This window comes from Novosphingobium sp. ERW19 (assembly GCF_012641315.1).
In the GTDB taxonomy this organism is placed as follows: Bacteria; Pseudomonadota; Alphaproteobacteria; order Sphingomonadales; family Sphingomonadaceae; genus Novosphingobium.
On sequence record NZ_JABAIC010000006.1, the window covers coordinates 255,160 to 271,117 of the forward strand.

Here is a 15,958-nt window from a genome sequence, read left to right on the forward strand (position 1 = left end):
ATGAACCTTGGATGTCTTGCTTGGGAGGAAAATCATGCGCCTTGATCGCACCACGCGCAGGCCCTTGGCATATGCCGCCGCGCTGCTTTGTGCAGCATCGCCGATCGTCAGCACATCGGCACTTGCACAGGCGAACGACCAGAATGACGGTGAAGCCACGCCATCCGGCGGCGGCATTGCCGACATCGTCGTCACCGCGCAGCGGCGCGAGGAATCGCTTCAGAAAACCCCGATCTCGGTCGCTGCGCTGACCGGCGAGGCGCTGGAAGCGCGCGGGATCACCAGCATTTCGGGCCTGCAATCGCAAGTCCCCAACCTGCAACTCACCCCCCACCCGAACAGCGCCACCACCGCGCGCGTGTTCATCCGCGGCGTCGGCAATCTGGATGACCAGATCACGCAGGATCCCAGCGTCGCCATCTACCTTGATGGCATCTATGTGGGCCGCAGCCAGGGGCTTTCATCCGAAGTGGCCGAGATCGAACGGATCGAGGTGCTGCGCGGTCCGCAAGGTTCGCTCTATGGCCGCAACGCGACCGGCGGCGCGATCAACTTCGTATCGCGCGCCCCGCAACTGGGCGCGTTCGAGGCGAAGCAGACGTTCAGCCTTGGCAATTACGACATGTTCCGCGCCCGCACCCGGGTAAACATTCCGATCGGCGAAACCTTGGCCGTCGAACTGGGCTATGTCCACGCGCGCAAGAATGGTTTTGTCGAAAATGCCGGAACCAGTGTCAGCCGGTTCGGAGACCAGCGCCGCGATGGCTATCGCGCGGCGGTGCGCTGGCAACCTGCTGCGGGTATCGATCTGCGTTACGCCTACGACCGCAGCGACATTGCCGATACCCCCGCATTCATCGCGCCGGTGCCGCTTTATCCGGTCAACACCCCGCGCCCGATCAGGGGCTCGACCGCAGTCGCCAACCTCAAGCCGAACAACGTGCGCGCCCAAGGGCACAATCTGACCGCCGAATTCGATCTGGGCACGGATACCGTGGTGCGATCGCTGACCGGCTATCGCAAGATTCACAACATTTCCAACCAGAACTACTTTGCCGGCGTGGTTGGGCCTGTGGCCCTTTTCACCAACCGCTTCGATGACAGCCAGGACCAGTTCAGCCAGGAGCTGCAGCTTGTCGGATCGGTGCTTGAAGGGCAGCTGGAATATGTTCTGGGCGCCTATTACTTCGAGGAAAGCGCCGACACCCACGCCGTCACCATCGCCGCGAATGGACGGCGCACCGACCGGGCGGTGACAGCGGCGAACACTGCCTATGCGGTATACGGACAGGCGACCTGGAGCCCGGCAGCGATGGATGATCGCCTGCACGTCACCGCCGGCGCGCGCTGGTCACGCGATGAACGCAACGCCACCCTGCAGGATCGGATCACGGCCGGCGATGGCACGCTCACCGTGCTGCCGGCGGGCAAGGGCAGCAACACTTTCACCAACGTCAGCCCGACGCTTATCCTCGCTTATGACTTTGCCCCGCGTATTAATGGCTATGCCAAGGTTTCGCGCGGCTACAAGACCGGCGGCTTCAACGTGCGTGCATCAACGACGCAGCGCTTCAACGAAGGGTTCGGGCCGGAAAACCTGACCGGATACGAAATCGGCCTCAAGTCCGACTTGCTCGACAACCGGCTGCGGGTAAATCTGGCGCTGTTCCATTCCGATTACCGGGACATCCAGATCAACGTCCAGTCGGACCCGGGCAACCCGACCCGCACCGACGTTCTCAATGCCGGCAAGGCACGCATCAACGGGCTTGAACTGGACCTAACCGCCAAGCCGACAGACGATCTGACCCTGACCGCCAGCTACGGCTATACCGATGCGAAATACCTGCGCATCGAAGGACTGAACGGGCAGAACATCGCCGGCGCCTTCGCCTTCACCAACATCCCCCGGCACAGCCTTGCCACTGGCATCGACTATGCCTTTGCACGCACCACGTTTGGCACATTCGCGGCCGCGGTGAACTACAGCCTTCAGGACAAGGCCTTCGCATCAAGCGGCGATCGCCGGATGATGCTTCCCGGTTACGGCCTGCTCGACGCGCGCCTGACAGTCTCCGACATTCCGGTGGGCACGCACAACCTGCGCCTGTCGTTCTGGGGCCGCAACCTGACCGACACGGATTACCTGGTCACTTCCGGCAGCGTCGGCCTGCCAACCACGGTGGGCGGCATCTTTGGCGAACCGCGCAGCTACGGCGTGGATCTGACCGCCACTTTCTGACCCCCTCCCCCCCCCCCCGCGGCGCATGGCGCCGCAGCTGTCCCGGACATCTCCCTTGTCCGGGACAGCACCACGGAGAAAGCAATGAACGTCATTCCGGTTCAACCACTGATCGGCGCCGAAATCACGAACGTGAACCTCAACACCGTCGACGCGGCAGAGATCGCGGCGATCAGGCAAGCCCTGTTGCGATACAAGGTGCTGTTCCTGCGCGATCAGAAATTCGACCGGGCCCGCCACGTCGAACTGGGCCGGGCTTTCGGGAAACTGGAAATCCACCCGCTTGCCGTTCATCCCGATTTTCCGGAAATCCTGCCGATCAGTTCGAACGGGGATGTACGCGAAGGCCGGATGGCCCCGGCGGCTGATTTCTGGCACAGCGACACGACTTTCCGCAGTTTGCCATCGGCTATTTCCATCCTGCGGGCATCGCGCCTGCCGGCACTTGGCGGGGACACGCTGTGGGCCAACACGGCAGCCGTCTATCGCGGACTGCCGGCGGAAGTCCGCGACCGGATAAACAATCTTCATGCCGTGCACGATGCCGTAGCCTCGTTCGCGCGGCACCTCGATACGCCAGAAAAACACGCGGCGTTTATCGCTGTGCATCCCCCGCAAATGCATCCGATGGTCCGCCTGCACCCCGAGACGGGGGAGCCCGTGCTTTACGTGAACAGCGGCTTCACCACCCACGTCGCCGGCATCGACCGGGCGGAAAGCGACGACCTTCTGCGCCTGCTGTTCGACGAAGTAAAACGGCCGGAATACCAGGTCCGGCTGAAATGGCATGAAGACACCGTGGCCATCTGGGACAACCGTTCCACCCAGCACTACGGCGTTGCCGATTACGCCGGGGAACGGCACCTTGAACGGGTAACGGTGATCGGTGACCGCCCCTATGGCCCCTCAGAAAAGGGATATTCCCACGATGCCTGATCCGCTGCGCGCCGCGATCGCCGCCCTGCTTGCCACCGCTGCCGTCCCCGGCATCGCGCAGACCGGCGGCCCGCCCCCCACGCCTGCCGCCCGGCTTGAAGCGCCCCAGCCAGCCCTGCCCGCCACCGGTTTCGCACAGGGCATATCTGCCGCGCAGATCGCGGAATTGACCGGAGAAGCGTTTTACTGGGGCCTCAACATCGCCGGGCAATACGAACTGCGATATGTCTATACGCAGTTCGAAGGACACCCCGCGTTTCGGGGCGTCAACCGCATGCAGGCATTCGACAACCTGATGGATGCGTCGGTCCGCTATGCCACCACGGTAAACGCTTCCACCCTCTATTCAGGCGGTGCGTTCGACGTATCCCACGAACCGGTGGTGATCGAAGCGCCGGCAGTTACCGATGGCCGCTACTGGAGCGTGCAGGCAGCCGACCAGAACGTGAACTGGTTCTTCCTTGCCGGATCGCAGTTCACCGGCAACGATGCGCAGCGCTATATCATCGTGGGGCCGCACTGGCGCGGCACGATCCCGGCGGCGTTCCGATCAACCCAGATCGTGCGCGCCACGTCGAACACTTTCAATATCGCGGTGCGCGTTGCCGTGACATCGCGCGATGCGGCCGACATGGCGGGGGCGCGCAAGGTCGTGCATGGCGTGGCCGCCGCGCCGCTTGGCCAGTGGCTTGCCAATGGCGGAACCATCCCGCCGCTGAAAGACCAGCCGATCATCAAGACGGGTTATCGCAACTTTGCGCGCATGGCGAAGATCGTCGATCTGGGGCGATCGATGACGGCGGTGGATTTCATCCAGTTGCTCAGCCTTTCGATCAACGACGCGTCGTTCACCCGGCGCACGGATTCAGTGAAGGAAACGCAAACGCTGGCCCGGCTGCAACTGCTGGGCTTGCGCGAAGGGGTGCTGTTTGATCCTTCGCTGTTGACGGCGGAACAAGTCGCGGCGGCGCAGGCCGGCTTTGACGCGGCGCGGATCAAGGCAAAGGCCGCGCTTGAACGCAGCCTGATAGACATGAACGGGTGGCGGCTCCAGTCCAGCCTGTTTCACGATGATCTGGACTATGTGACCAAGGCGGGTTCGGACGACGTGGCCTGGGGAACGCCCGTTCCCTATCAGTCACACTCGATCGCCTATGTGTTCCGGGACAGCAAGCAGCAACTGCTGGATGGCAACCGCGCCTATACCCTCACGCTCGACCTTGCGAACCTGCCGCCCGTCACCGAATTCTGGGAGCTGCCAGTATATGATTCGGCGGGATATTTCATTCCCAATCCAGTCAGCCGCTACAGCGTGACAAGCTATATGCTGGCGGCCGGCGCCTATGCGGTGAAGGACGGCAAGGTGACGTTCTATCTCCAGCCGGACCGGCCCGCCGATACCGACAAGCAGCGCAACTGGCTGCCCACCGCGCGGGGCGATACCTTCCAGCTGGCGGCGCGTTTCTATGGCCCCATGGCGCCGCTGGTGGACGGGTCATACCCGATGCCCGCGATCGAGGCCGCCGACACCCGCGCAACGCCCGGGCGGCACTGACCGGCGGTTCATGCCAACCGGGCCGCGCTGGCCAAAAGGATGCGCACAAGGTCCGCCTGGCCGCGCGCGCCGGTCTTGGCATAGACGATCTTGGAATAGCCGCGCGCGGTCTGTTCGGTCACGCCCAGTTCGGTGGCGGCTTCGGCGATGGTCCGGCCGCGCAGGATGGCCAAAGCAAGCCGGGCCTCGCTCGGCGAAAGTCCGAACAACCGCACGTATTGGTCAACCCGGTTCGCGCCGGTTTCCCTGTCACCATGGACAAAGGCTGTCAGTACGGGCCGCGCCGGCCCTGACAGGACGTGATCGCGCACCGGCCGCAACAGCATGTCAAGCCATGGATCTTCGGACAGGCGCACAGCGCGCGGACGCGCCTCGGGATCAGCGGAGAATTCTTCCAGCGCGGCGTTCAGCTGGCGGTTCACATCGGCCGATGCGGCCAGCATCCGCGATCCGGTCTGCACGCGCAGGGCAGCACTGCCGCGCAGGAGATCTGCCGCGCCTTGATCCATGTCCAGCACAAAGCCGCGCCCATCCAGCGTCAGCCAGCCATAGTTGAGCTGGCGCACCGCGTCCCCGCTGATGCCGGCCCGGACCCGTTCACGCTCGATCACGGAATAGAGTTCCAGCGAAATGGCAAGGTGCGGGGCAAGCGCCGCCAGCACGGCATCGTCGCTGGACGTGAAATCGCGATCTGCGCGCCACGCCATCAGCCACGCGTTATACCCTTCCGGGGCAGACACCCGCAGCACCCGCATGAACTGGCGGCAGCCGGGGATCAGGAACTCGCGCAGATAGCGTTCATGCCCGGCATCGCCGGCCACGATGAACTGCGCCAGCGAATAGACCTGCCCCGGCACAAGCTGGTCATAGGGGATCGGATCCAGCGTGTGGAACCCCGCGGTATAGGCAGGCAACAGGTCTTCCTGTCCGGCCGGACCGACCGATATTTCCGTGGAATCGGTGATATGGGCATCGCCTTGTCGAAAGAAGAAGCCGCAGAAATCCGCGCCCAGCCTGTTTCGCAAAACGCCAAGGAAACGATTCCACAACGGGTTGTCGAGCGGCCCGGCGTGCAGGCACGTCAGGATTTCGCCATCGTCACTGCTGCTCAGCGCCATATCCGCTCCACGCCTCCTTGCCCGCGCCATAGCCGCCGCCCGGTAAGGCGGCAATCACGGCAAGACGCGGCGGCGTGGAACGCTTAGACCAAAAGGGCGGTGTCGATGCCGTAAAAAGGTCCGGCCCCGGCCATGGCGGACTGCTTCAGGCCCGCAGCCTCGTGCGTCAGGAAACGCAGGAAGAACCCGGCTGTTGCCCGCTTGCGGACAGCGAACGGCCCGTCTTCGTCGGTCAGCGCCCGCTCCTGCACAAGCAGTTGCCATCCGGCCACGGCAACCGCGCACATCGTGCAGAACGGGACGCTGCCGGCCAGCCGATCATCAAGGCTGGCATCGTCCAGCATCCACTGCGCCACGTCGCGGCAATCGCGCACCAGCGCCAGCAAGCCGGGGTGCCCGACAGCGTCGGCCAGCATTTCGTCGAACAGTTCCATCAGCGCCGCACCGCCACGATAGCCAAGCTTGCGGGTGACAAGATCGGCCGCCTGGATACCGTTGGTACCTTCATAAATCGGCGCGATCCGGGCATCGCGGTAAAGCTGTGCCGCGCCGGTTTCCTCGATGAAACCCATGCCGCCGTGAATCTGGACGCCAAGGCTGGCGACTTCGCAGCCCATGTCCGTACCCCACGCCTTGAGCATCGGCACCAGAATGTCAGCGCGTTCCTGCGCCCCGGCAAGGCCCAGCGCACCGCGATCGACCTGCCCGGCGGTGTAATAGAGCAGCGCGCGGCCACCTTCTGTCAACGCCCGCATCCGCAACAGCGTGCGGCGGACATCGGGATGTTCGACAATGGCAACGGGCCGCTTGTCCACGGCGCCGGCCCGCGCCGACTGGACACGATCGCGCGCATAGGCGGACGCCATCTGCAGCGCAGCTTCGGCCACCTGCACGCCTTGACTGCCGACATTGATGCGCGCGGAATTCATCATCGTGAACATGGCCTTGAGGCCTTCGTTCTCCGCGCCCACAAGTTCACCGATGCAAGCATCGTTATCGCCATAGCTCATCACGCAGGTCGGTGATGCGTGGATGCCCAGCTTGTGTTCGACCGACACGACACGAACATCGTTGCGTTCGCCAAGGCGGCCATCGGGCAGCACATGGAACTTGGGCACCACGAACAGACTGATCCCGCGCGACCCGGCCGGCGCGCCGGGCGTTCGGGCAAGCACCAGATGGACGATGTTTTCAGCCAGATCGTGTTCGCCCCAGGTAATGAATATCTTGGTGCCCTTGATCAGCCACTTGCCGGCGTGTTCGCCTGCGGCAACCGGGGTGGCGGTGCTGCGCAGCGCCCCCACGTCAGACCCGGCCTGCGGTTCGGTCAGGTTCATCGTGCCCGACCATTCACCGCTGACAAGGCGCGCCAGATAGATTTGCTTCAGCCGGTCGGACCCGTGATGATCCAGCGCATCGATCGCACCAACGGTCAGCATCGGCAGCAGGCTGAAACCAAGGTTCGCCCCGCCCAGCGATTCAAGCACGCAGCACGCCAGGGTGAATGGCAGCCCCTGCCCGCCGTGGTCTACCGGGCCGGCCACGCTGTTCCAGCCCTGCTCCACGAACGCGTGGTAGGCCTGCGTATAACCATCAGGAAGCGAAACAACGCCATCGTGCGCGCGCGCGCCATGGGTATCGCCGATGCGGCGCAGGGCCGCGAATTCGCCGGCTGCGAATTGCCCGATCCCCTCGGCAATGGCGGAAACCATATCGTCCGATGCCGCAGAAAAGCGTTCGCTTCCGGCCAAGTCCGCAATCTGCGCGTTCACGCGCATGGCGAAAACCTGATCGGCAACAGGGGCAACAAACGACATGGCGATACTCGCAATGGACCGGGCGACAGCCGCTGACGGCGCAAGGCCGATGCTGCGGGCAAAGGCCGCATATCCGGGATATTTTCAGGAAAAAGGTGCCCGGCCACACAGTGACCAGGCACCTTGCAGTCTTGCCCATCCGGGCGAACGAATTGCCTTAGCTGTTCAGCAATTCGTCGCAGATGGTTTCGATCGGCGGTTCGCTCTCTTCCAGAGCCTCGACAGCCTGCATCGGGCCGCGCATCACGCGCAGGATATATTCGCGCGTCATGTCGCTGCGTTCGGCGGCGACTTCTCCAGCCGGCACGAAGTTGTCGATGTCGGCGCGCGAAATCGTCCCCTTCGTTTCCAGCAGGCGTTCCACCGTGTCCAGCCGCTGGCGCATGACCGATACTTCGCCGACCAGCGCCAGCAGCACCGAATAGGCCTGTTCGTTGTGCGGATCAGAGAAATATTCCGGGCGCTTGCCCTTGGGCTTGCGGTTGGCAAGGGCCATCCAGTCCAAAGTGGTCTCGGTCATTTCGGCGCCCCTCCCTTCCAGGCTCCATAGGCGTGCCACGCAGCGGCGCGGCCATGGTCTTCGGTTTCATCGGTCGGCGCTTCGGGGAAGATCGAACGATCAGCCACCGCCTTGACGCCGGCCACGAACAGGTCTTCTTCGGCAAAGCCCGCCTTCTGCATGACCTTCTTGAGGTCCAGCGCGTGCATCGCCGACCAGAACGGTTCGTTGTTGTTGAACGCGTCCCAGTCACGGATGAACTGCTCATAGATCGGCATGTCGGGCGTATATTGCGGCTGTTCGACGTGCAGCATCAGGCCATGCGGCGCGAGGACGCGGTAGCCTTCGTTGATGATCTGCGGCAGCGCCTTGCCGCTCAGTTCGTGCAGGAACATCGTGGTCTGCACCCAGTCGAAATACCCGTCTTCCCAGCGCGACAGGTCTTCGCCGTTGTGCTGGATAAACGTGATGTTCGTCGCACCCAGCGCCTGCGCACGGGCATGGCCATAGCGCAGCGATGCCGCCGCCGTGTCGATCGCGATGAATTCGGTTTCCGGATAGGCCAGCGCCAGCGGCACCACGTTGTGGCCGATGGTGCAACCGATATCGAGCACGCGGCGGGGCTTCCAGTTCGGATGGTTGGCCTTCAGCCACTGCGCCACCGCCTGACCGCCGCCGTCCGACAGGCCGCCCAGCGCGCCCGCCGTGGTGGCGAAGATGCCGCAGTCATAGTTCGCGCCGGCAGAAACGTCTCCGGGGCGCTCCTCGCCATGATAGCAGCCGGGCATGCAGTGGATGTCCACCGCCGACTGATAGCGCGGCACCTGAACCGTGGGGTCGAGTTGCAGCGTCGGCTTGCCTTCGTTCAGCGCATTGGCGCGCGCATCAAGATCGTCCAGCTGGCGCAGCACGATCGAGCGGCCGTTCTGCTGGCGCATTTCCATGGAATTGCGCTTGGAGGCCGACCACAACCGATGGAACGGATCGCGATTCATCGCGTTGCGGATTTCGAACCGGTCCTTGGGATCGCGCGCCTTTTCCTTGCGGAACGCCGGCAGCACCCGCCGTTCATAGGCAAGCTTGTTTCCGCGACCCAAAGAAGATGCAAGAAACTTGTTGAAGTGCGTCAGAAAATCGAAACGCGCCGCCTCATCATGGGTGACTGATGGAAATACGTCATGAGTCTTGACGGCCCTGTATGGCGGTACTGGTGATGATGGCGCCTTACTCATACAATGCCTTCCTTGATAAGATTATTAATGGATTCCTCCTGAACCCGCTTAAAGAAATCCCTGTCTGGGATGATTACTTCATTGTTCTGAATCAAACTGTCCGCACGTTGAGGAGATTTTCCTGAATATACTTCAGCAAAAAGCTCAAGCCGCTGCCGCGCAAGGAAGTTCGTCATCGCCGGTTTGCGGCGCGCGGCGCGCAAGGCGCCAAGGTCGATCTCGCCAAAGGCAGTGAATGTTTCGCGGCTGTTGGATTCCGCCACGACCCGGCCCTTGTAATCCACGACCATGCTGTTGCCATCGCCCGACGCCACCGGCAGGCTGGAAAGCTCGATGCCCGCGGTGTTCGCGGATACGACGTAGGCCATGTTCTCCTGCGCGCGGGCGCGCTTGGCGATGGACTTGGGCGTATCGATCGGCGAACCGATTTCGGACGAGCTGTGCACGAAGATCTCCGCACCCCGCAGCGCCATGGCGCGGGCGATTTCCGGGTACAGGATCTCTTCCGAAGCGATGGCGGCAAGGTTGCCGATTTCGGTGCGTGCCACCGGAAACACACCGTCCAGCCCGTAAATGTCCAGATAGCGCGACCAGACATCATGCGGCGTCGGCGCGAACATCGAATTGAGCCGGCGATAGCGCAGCACGACATCGCCCGATGGCGCGATCACGAAACTCGTCTGGAAATAGAGGCCTGGGAAATGCCGGTCCTGTTCATAGGCATTGCCGGCGATGAACAGGCCAAGGCGCTGGGCAATCGCGCCCATCGCTTCGTATTCCGGCCCATCGATCTCCAACGCCGCGCGGTCTGCAAAATCCGGCACGGAAATGCGCCCCGGATAACTGGTCAGCACGTATTCCGGCAGCACCGCCAGCTTGACCGGATTGCCGGCATATTGCTGGATGAAGATCGTCGCCGACCGAATTTTCGGCTCAAGCGACGCGATGGTGTCCATCATCTGCCGGCGGGCAGATTCCCGGTCCGGCGCATGTTCGACAGACCGGGCGGCCAACTGCATGGCAACCGCCGCGTATGTTTGCGTATCTGCCATATCCTGCTGCCTCTGTTCCTTGTTCCTTGCCGCTGCGGCGGGAATTCCGCCGATCAGCGTGGCGGAGGCCGCGCTTGCAAGAAACTGCCTTCGCACGACCTCCATCCGATCCTCCTAAAGCCCGAGCGAACCGGGGTTCATCAGCCCCTTGGGATCGAGCTGCGCCTTGACCGACACCAGCAGCGCATCGGCCGCAGGGTCGAGGCTTTCGCGATAGCGATACGTCCGTCCGATCTGGAAATGGGTAGCGCCATGCTCGAAAAGAAGGTCCACAAGGCGCGTTTTCAGCTCTTGCACGAAAATCCAGATTTCCTCGTCATGCGAATGAACGGGCAGTTTCTTGAGATGTGAAGCCTCGACCGTGCGATCGATCAGCGGGTTGCGCTCGTCCGGCCAGTAAAGGCACGGTTCGATCACCACGCCGGCCCCGCCAACAGCCGCCATCAGCGTGCCGGGATGAACGCCCATCCGCTCCATCTGCTCGGCGTGCGCATCAAACAGCGCCTCGATCGCGTTAAAGCAGGCCTGCGCCCGGCTGTGCGGCAGCAGGCCGTGGATCGGCACCCACCGCTCACCCTGCGGGCCGACCATCATGTTGAGCGGCCCGAACGGGTTTGCCCGGATGATCTTGGGAATGGTGTTTTCCACTTCCTGACCGCCATGACGCGCGACGATTTCGCGCGCACGGGCGATGTCAGCATCAGCCGCCTGCTGGATACCGGCCTCGGCCAGCACATGCATCGAGAACGACGCCTCGTCGATGAAGTTGCGCCCGGCGGTGACCACCTTGACGCCTTCCTTCAGCGCCTTGAACACCGAACCCTGCTTTTTCATCATGCCGACAAGCTGCTTGGCATCGGTGGCCAGGCTATCGCGCTGCATGCGGATCGCGTTGAGACGGGGGTCAAAGCCGAAGCATTCAGTTGAAATGCCGGCACGTTCGATTTCGCCAAGCGCGCCCAGGAAGCCGGCGGCTTCGGTGAACGTGAAGCTGGCATAGCCATGGCACGCCGCTTCAGGCACCAGTCGCAGCGTGATCGTGGCCTTGATGCCCAGCGCGCCGGTATCGGCAAGGAACAGGCCGGTCAGGTCCGGACCATAAGGACGCGCATGGGCGCTGCCGGTCTTCAGGATCGTGCCGTCGGCCAGCACCACTTCAAGCGCGACGCAGCTTTGCACCGCCGTGCCGTAACGACCGGTGCCCCAGAAGATGCCGTTCTGGCTCATCCCGCCGCCGACGGTTGCCTGAATGCCCGAAAGGGTGCCCCAGAACGCGGTGCGCAGGCCCAGCGGGCGCAGCGCGTCATACAACGCGGCCCACGTGCAGCCGGCCTCGACCGTCACGGTCATGTCGGTCTGGTTGATATCGAGAATGCGGGTCATCGAAGCGGTATCGAACATCACCGCGCCGGCGCTGGGCGCGGAATAGCCGCCGGTATAGCTCATCCCGCCGCCGCGCGGGATCACCATCAGGCCACGGTCGGTCGCCGCCTTGACCGCAGCGGCCAGCGATGCGGTATCTACCGGCGATACGACCGCCGCCAGATCAGCGCCGCGCGAAAAGACGTCGTGCGCAAAGAAATCCAGCGTCTCGGCGTCAGTCGCCACGCGGGCGCCGCCGCTGGCCAGTGCTTCTTTGAGATCGCTTTCAGCAAGGGTTGCCATGAGGTGTCCTCGAATTAGGTCAGGAAAAGGCCTTGGCGGGAGCGTTCGCGGCGGCGGGCTCCTCGTCAAAGGAAGTGGGGTAGCGGCCCAGCAGCAGCAGCAGCGCGCCGCCAATGATAAAGCCGAACAGCGCAACCAACAGGATCGCGTCGTAGGAACCGGTCTGGTCGCGGACATAGGCGTAGATCACCGACGAGAACGCCGATGCGATGCCGAACGGCATGTAGAGCATGCCGTAGATCTTGCCGTAGTGCGCCATGCCGTAATAGCGGCCCGCGAGGTACGCGATGAGGTCGGCCTCCGCGCCGGCTGCAAAGCCGAGGAAGAACGCAGCCACCCCGGCCATGGTGAACGACACGCCGTCCCCCATCAGGATCAGGCAAGTAATCGCCGGCAGGCACAACAGCGGAAACGCGACAAATCCCTGCCAGAACCAGTCCAGCAGCACGCCCGTCAGAATGCGCCCGACGAAAATGCCGATGCCCAGAACGCCCATGATGCTGGCGGCCGATTGCGCGTTCATGCCATCGTCCATCAGGATCGCGGGCATGTTGATGAATGCGCCCGAATAGCAGCCCGCAACGATCGCGATCGAAATCCACATGATGTAGAAACGATAGCCCTTGAGCGCTTGGGAAAGCGTCAGCCCGGCCAGCGAGCCATCGCTAGTGGTCAGCGCCTTGGGCGTTTCTTCAGGGCGCGGTTCGCGAAACAGCAACCACGCGATCGGCAGCGAGATGAACATCGGCAGCAGCGCCATGATCGCAAACATGTTGCGCCAGCCAAATTGCTCGGTTGCCCAGACCGCCATCTTCGGCACGAACAGCGCCGCAAGGCTGGTGCCCAGCAAAAGGATGCCTAACGCAAGCCCGCGGTGGTGGAAAAACCACAGGTTGACCGCCCTGCTCCACGTGATCGGCGTCGATCCGATGCCGACAAGGCCGATCAGGCACCAGATGCCGTAATAGAAAAACAGCGTCGACGAGGAATTGACCGTCGGCGTCAACGCTACCGCGCCCAGCGCGAGCGCGAACCCGAAGACCGACCACAGGGCGACCTTGCGCACGCCGTGTCGATCGGAAAGCCAGCCGAAAACCGGAGCCATCAGCGATGCGATCAGCCCGTAAATCGTGGCAGGAAGAATGATTTCGGTACGGCTCCAGCCGAATTCGGCCGTCAATGGCGCGACAGTGAAGCCGATCAGGTTGAACGGAATGGGCGATGCCCCCAGCGTCACCCCCACGACACCTGCCAGCAGCACCTTCCAGCCGTTTCGAAACTCGCTGCTGGAATCTGTTCGCATCGCTGAGGCGGGCAGTGTCATGTCTGGCTTTATCCGTTCGCTATTTATGGCAGATCGGGGGGCGTCGCAGCGCCCCCCGATCCTTGTCAACTACCGGTCGTTCAGAACGAATACCGTCCCTTGATGAGCCAGGTCCGCGGAGGGTTGATGTATTCAAGGTTGGCGAGCGTCGATTCAACGGCTTCCTGATCGAAGCAGTTGCGGCATTCGGCAGACAGCGTCCAGCCGGCTTCGCTGCGCAGCGTCAGCGTCGCGTTCGCGATCCAGCGTGCCTTGCTCAGCGAACCGGCAATGCGCGGGCCCTTGCCAAGCAGGTTGTTGGCATAAGTGGTGCCGCCCGTGCTGGTGACCGGATCGTCATAGAAGGTCACGTTGCTGGTGCCGACTTCGCTCTTGTCGCGCCAGCTGGCGTTGACCGACGGGACAAGGGTCAGGCCCTTGCCGAGATCGGCCTCGTAGCTGCCGCCAATCGCCAGGTTGAATTTGGGCGTGCGCACCGGGGTTGCGAGGGTGCCGTCAGCCGCGACGATACCCTGAGCACAAGCCGTCGCGTCACCACCCGGAACCAGACCCGAAGCGAGCTGGGCAAGGCAGCGGCGCTGCTGCTCGCCAACCGACTGGACGCCATAGGCGTCAAGGATCGGACGGGTCGTGTCGACCTTGTACTTGTCGTCCTGATAGCCGAACGAAGCGAAGACATTGAGCCCGCGCGCCGGAACAGCGTTCACTTCAAGTTCGATACCCTTGTTTTCGTAGTCCGCGAAGTTGCGGGTCACGAAGCCGATCGAACCGTTGGCACGAACGAAGCCCGACGGGGTCTGAAGACCCGAAACGTCCAGCCAGTAAGCCGAGAGGTTGACACGCAGACGACGGTCGAACAGCTCCGACTTGACGCCGGTTTCATAGCTCCACGCCTTTTCCGCATCGAACGGCAGCAGTTCGCTCGGGCTGGTGCCGCGCGCGTTCCAGCCACCCGACTTGAACCCGCGGGTCGCCGAAGCGAACAGCAGGACATCGTTGTTTGCCTGGTAGTTGATGGCGAAACGCGGGGTCCAGATCTTGATGTTCTGGCTGCGCGGAATGGCCCGGCCGCTCAGCACGAAAAGGTTGGAGTCGACAAGGCAGGTCGCCTCGACCGTGCCGTCCTTGCAGGATGCGCGGTTGTCACGGATCGAGAAACGCTTGGTTTCATCGGTGTAACGCACGCCGGCGGTCAGCTTCAGCTGGTCGGTGAGGTTGAGGTCACCCTGCAGATAGCCGGCATAGGCCTTGGTCGAGTTGGTCATCGTGCGATCGGCCAGCAGCAGGGTGTTGCCACCCGGCGCGGGCGCCGCAGCGCTGACCACGGTCAGCAGGTCGGCGAAATCGCTGAAGTTGTCTTCCTCGAAGTAGTAGAGGCCGCCGACGACATCGAGCAGTCCGTCGGCGATCGAGGCGTTGACCTTGATTTCCTGCGAGAACTGCGAGAATTCGCCTTCGTTCGCGACGACGAAGCCACCACGGGTCAGGCCCAGTACCGGCGTGATCGGCACGTTGATCGACGGCAGCGAACGACCATCGGAGAAGTCGAGCGCGTAGTCCTGCGTGGTGTAGACGTAACCGGTGATGAGGCTGACGCTCAGATCGTCATTGCCCAGCTTCAGGTTGGACGAGATGAAGTCCATCGTCGTCTTCACGAAGTGGCCAAAGTTGTCCTTCTTGCCCGAAAGGCGGCCGCCGAAGTTGCCGTCGCGGCGCAAGCCGGTAGTCACGTAACGGCCGTCGCACTGGGTCGGCGCGGCGGGGTTGCAATCGAAGTTGGCGATGTTGGCGCCATCGGCAAACGTGTGGATGTAGGAGCCGGTCCAGGTGGCGTTCTCGGAAAGATCACCCTTGACGCCAAGGCGCACGCCCCAGCCATCATTCTGGTTCTGGCGTTCGCCGGTTACCGTGTTCTTGGCGTAACCGTCGCTGTCCTGCACGTAAGCCGAAACCTTGACCGCCAGACGATCATTGATCGGAACGTTAAGCGACGTGTTGATCTGCCAAAGATTGTACGCACCGTATCCAGCCTCGGCGTAACCACCCAGCTCCTGACTGGCTTCCTTCAGGAATACCGCGACAGCACCGCCCGTCGTATTGCGACCAAACAGAGTGCCCTGCGGACCACGAAGAACTTCGACACGCTCAACATCGAACAACGAGAGATTGTTGGCATTCTGCCGCGAAAGGTAAATATCATCGACATAAGTGCCGATCGGCGGATCGAATGTGGGAATCGATTCGGTGTTACCAAGCCCACGCATGTAATAGGAGTTCGCCGAACCAAGGCCGGTATTATTGATGCCGACCAGATTGGGAACGTACTGCGTAACTTCAAGAGCGTTGGTAATACCACGAGTAGAAAGTTCATTCGAATCGAAAGCACTGATCGCGATAGGAACAGTCTGAACGCTTTCCGTGCGGCGCTGTGCCGTAACGGTTATTTCAGACAAGCCATAGCTTTCTTCAGCTTCGGCCGTTTGCACGGTCTGGGCCATGGCCACTCCGTGCGATGCCG

Annotated in this window: 11 protein-coding genes; 3 read left to right on the plus strand and 8 right to left on the minus strand. The window is 62.6% G+C overall.

Going from position 1 to position 15,958, the window contains the following annotated elements:
- Window positions 1-34 precede the first annotated feature (34 nt).
- The 3 genes from HGI46_RS13750 (at window position 35) to HGI46_RS13760 (ending at window position 4,733) form a co-directional block, all read left to right on the plus strand.
- A complete protein-coding gene (locus HGI46_RS13750) occupies window positions 35-2,242 on the plus strand; it encodes a TonB-dependent receptor (protein ID WP_168904662.1) in 2,208 nt (735 codons plus the stop codon).
- A gap of 84 nt (window positions 2,243-2,326) precedes the next feature.
- Window positions 2,327-3,178, plus strand: a complete 852-nt coding sequence (locus HGI46_RS13755; protein ID WP_168904663.1) for a TauD/TfdA family dioxygenase — start codon at window positions 2,327-2,329, stop codon at window positions 3,176-3,178.
- Window positions 3,171-4,733 (plus strand): DUF1254 domain-containing protein, encoded by a 1,563-nt coding sequence (locus HGI46_RS13760; protein ID WP_168904664.1) that lies wholly within the window; start codon window positions 3,171-3,173, stop codon window positions 4,731-4,733. The genes HGI46_RS13755 and HGI46_RS13760 overlap by 8 nt, the downstream gene beginning before the upstream one ends.
- Before the next feature lie 8 nt (window positions 4,734-4,741).
- Here the strand turns inward: HGI46_RS13760 and HGI46_RS13765 are convergent, their stop codons facing one another.
- The 8 genes from HGI46_RS13765 to HGI46_RS13800 form a co-directional block, all read right to left on the minus strand.
- Window positions 4,742-5,851: a helix-turn-helix transcriptional regulator gene (locus tag HGI46_RS13765; RefSeq protein WP_168904665.1), complete on the minus strand. Its 1,110-nt coding sequence runs from the start codon at window positions 5,849-5,851 to the stop codon at window positions 4,742-4,744.
- Window positions 5,852-5,934: 83 nt separating this feature from the next.
- A complete protein-coding gene (locus tag HGI46_RS13770) occupies window positions 5,935-7,668 on the minus strand; it encodes an acyl-CoA dehydrogenase (RefSeq protein WP_168904666.1) in 1,734 nt (577 codons plus the stop codon).
- Between the two features lie 157 nt (window positions 7,669-7,825).
- Window positions 7,826-8,188 carry a hypothetical protein gene (locus tag HGI46_RS13775; RefSeq protein WP_168904667.1) on the minus strand — a complete coding sequence of 121 codons (363 nt, stop codon included), beginning with the start codon at window positions 8,186-8,188 and terminating at the stop codon, window positions 7,826-7,828.
- Window positions 8,185-9,264 carry a class I SAM-dependent methyltransferase gene (locus HGI46_RS13780; protein ID WP_240946765.1) on the minus strand — a complete coding sequence of 360 codons (1,080 nt, stop codon included), beginning with the start codon at window positions 9,262-9,264 and terminating at the stop codon, window positions 8,185-8,187. Before HGI46_RS13780 ends, HGI46_RS13775 begins: the two co-directional genes overlap by 4 nt.
- Before the next feature lie 131 nt (window positions 9,265-9,395).
- Window positions 9,396-10,556 (minus strand): nitrilase-related carbon-nitrogen hydrolase, encoded by a 1,161-nt coding sequence (locus HGI46_RS13785; RefSeq protein WP_168904669.1) that lies wholly within the window; start codon window positions 10,554-10,556, stop codon window positions 9,396-9,398.
- Between the two features lie 9 nt (window positions 10,557-10,565).
- Entirely contained in the window at window positions 10,566-12,116 is a 1,551-nt protein-coding gene (locus HGI46_RS13790) for an FAD-binding oxidoreductase (protein ID WP_168904670.1), read from the minus strand.
- A 19-nt stretch (window positions 12,117-12,135) separates the two neighbouring features.
- Entirely contained in the window at window positions 12,136-13,440 is a 1,305-nt protein-coding gene (locus tag HGI46_RS13795) for an MFS transporter (protein ID WP_168904671.1), read from the minus strand.
- Between the two features lie 80 nt (window positions 13,441-13,520).
- Entirely contained in the window at window positions 13,521-15,938 is a 2,418-nt protein-coding gene (locus HGI46_RS13800; RefSeq protein WP_168904672.1) for a TonB-dependent receptor, read from the minus strand.
- Window positions 15,939-15,958 lie beyond the last annotated feature (20 nt).

Excerpts from the sequence above, each read along its gene's own strand:
- HGI46_RS13750 (WP_168904662.1), top strand. The coding sequence starts at position 35 with ATGCGCCTTGATCGCACCACGCGCAGGCCCTTGGCATATGCCGCCGCG.
- HGI46_RS13755 (WP_168904663.1), top strand. The coding sequence starts at position 2,327 with ATGAACGTCATTCCGGTTCAACCACTGATCGGCGCCGAAATCACGAAC.
- HGI46_RS13760 (WP_168904664.1), top strand. The coding sequence starts at position 3,171 with ATGCCTGATCCGCTGCGCGCCGCGATCGCCGCCCTGCTTGCCACCGCT.
- HGI46_RS13765 (WP_168904665.1), bottom strand. The coding sequence starts at position 5,851 with ATGGCGCTGAGCAGCAGTGACGATGGCGAAATCCTGACGTGCCTGCAC.
- HGI46_RS13770 (WP_168904666.1), bottom strand. The coding sequence starts at position 7,668 with ATGTCGTTTGTTGCCCCTGTTGCCGATCAGGTTTTCGCCATGCGCGTG.
- HGI46_RS13775 (WP_168904667.1), bottom strand. The coding sequence starts at position 8,188 with ATGACCGAGACCACTTTGGACTGGATGGCCCTTGCCAACCGCAAGCCC.
- HGI46_RS13785 (WP_168904669.1), bottom strand. The coding sequence starts at position 10,556 with ATGGAGGTCGTGCGAAGGCAGTTTCTTGCAAGCGCGGCCTCCGCCACG.
- HGI46_RS13790 (WP_168904670.1), bottom strand. The coding sequence starts at position 12,116 with ATGGCAACCCTTGCTGAAAGCGATCTCAAAGAAGCACTGGCCAGCGGC.
- HGI46_RS13795 (WP_168904671.1), bottom strand. The coding sequence starts at position 13,440 with ATGACACTGCCCGCCTCAGCGATGCGAACAGATTCCAGCAGCGAGTTT.
- HGI46_RS13800 (WP_168904672.1), bottom strand. The coding sequence starts at position 15,938 with ATGGCCCAGACCGTGCAAACGGCCGAAGCTGAAGAAAGCTATGGCTTG.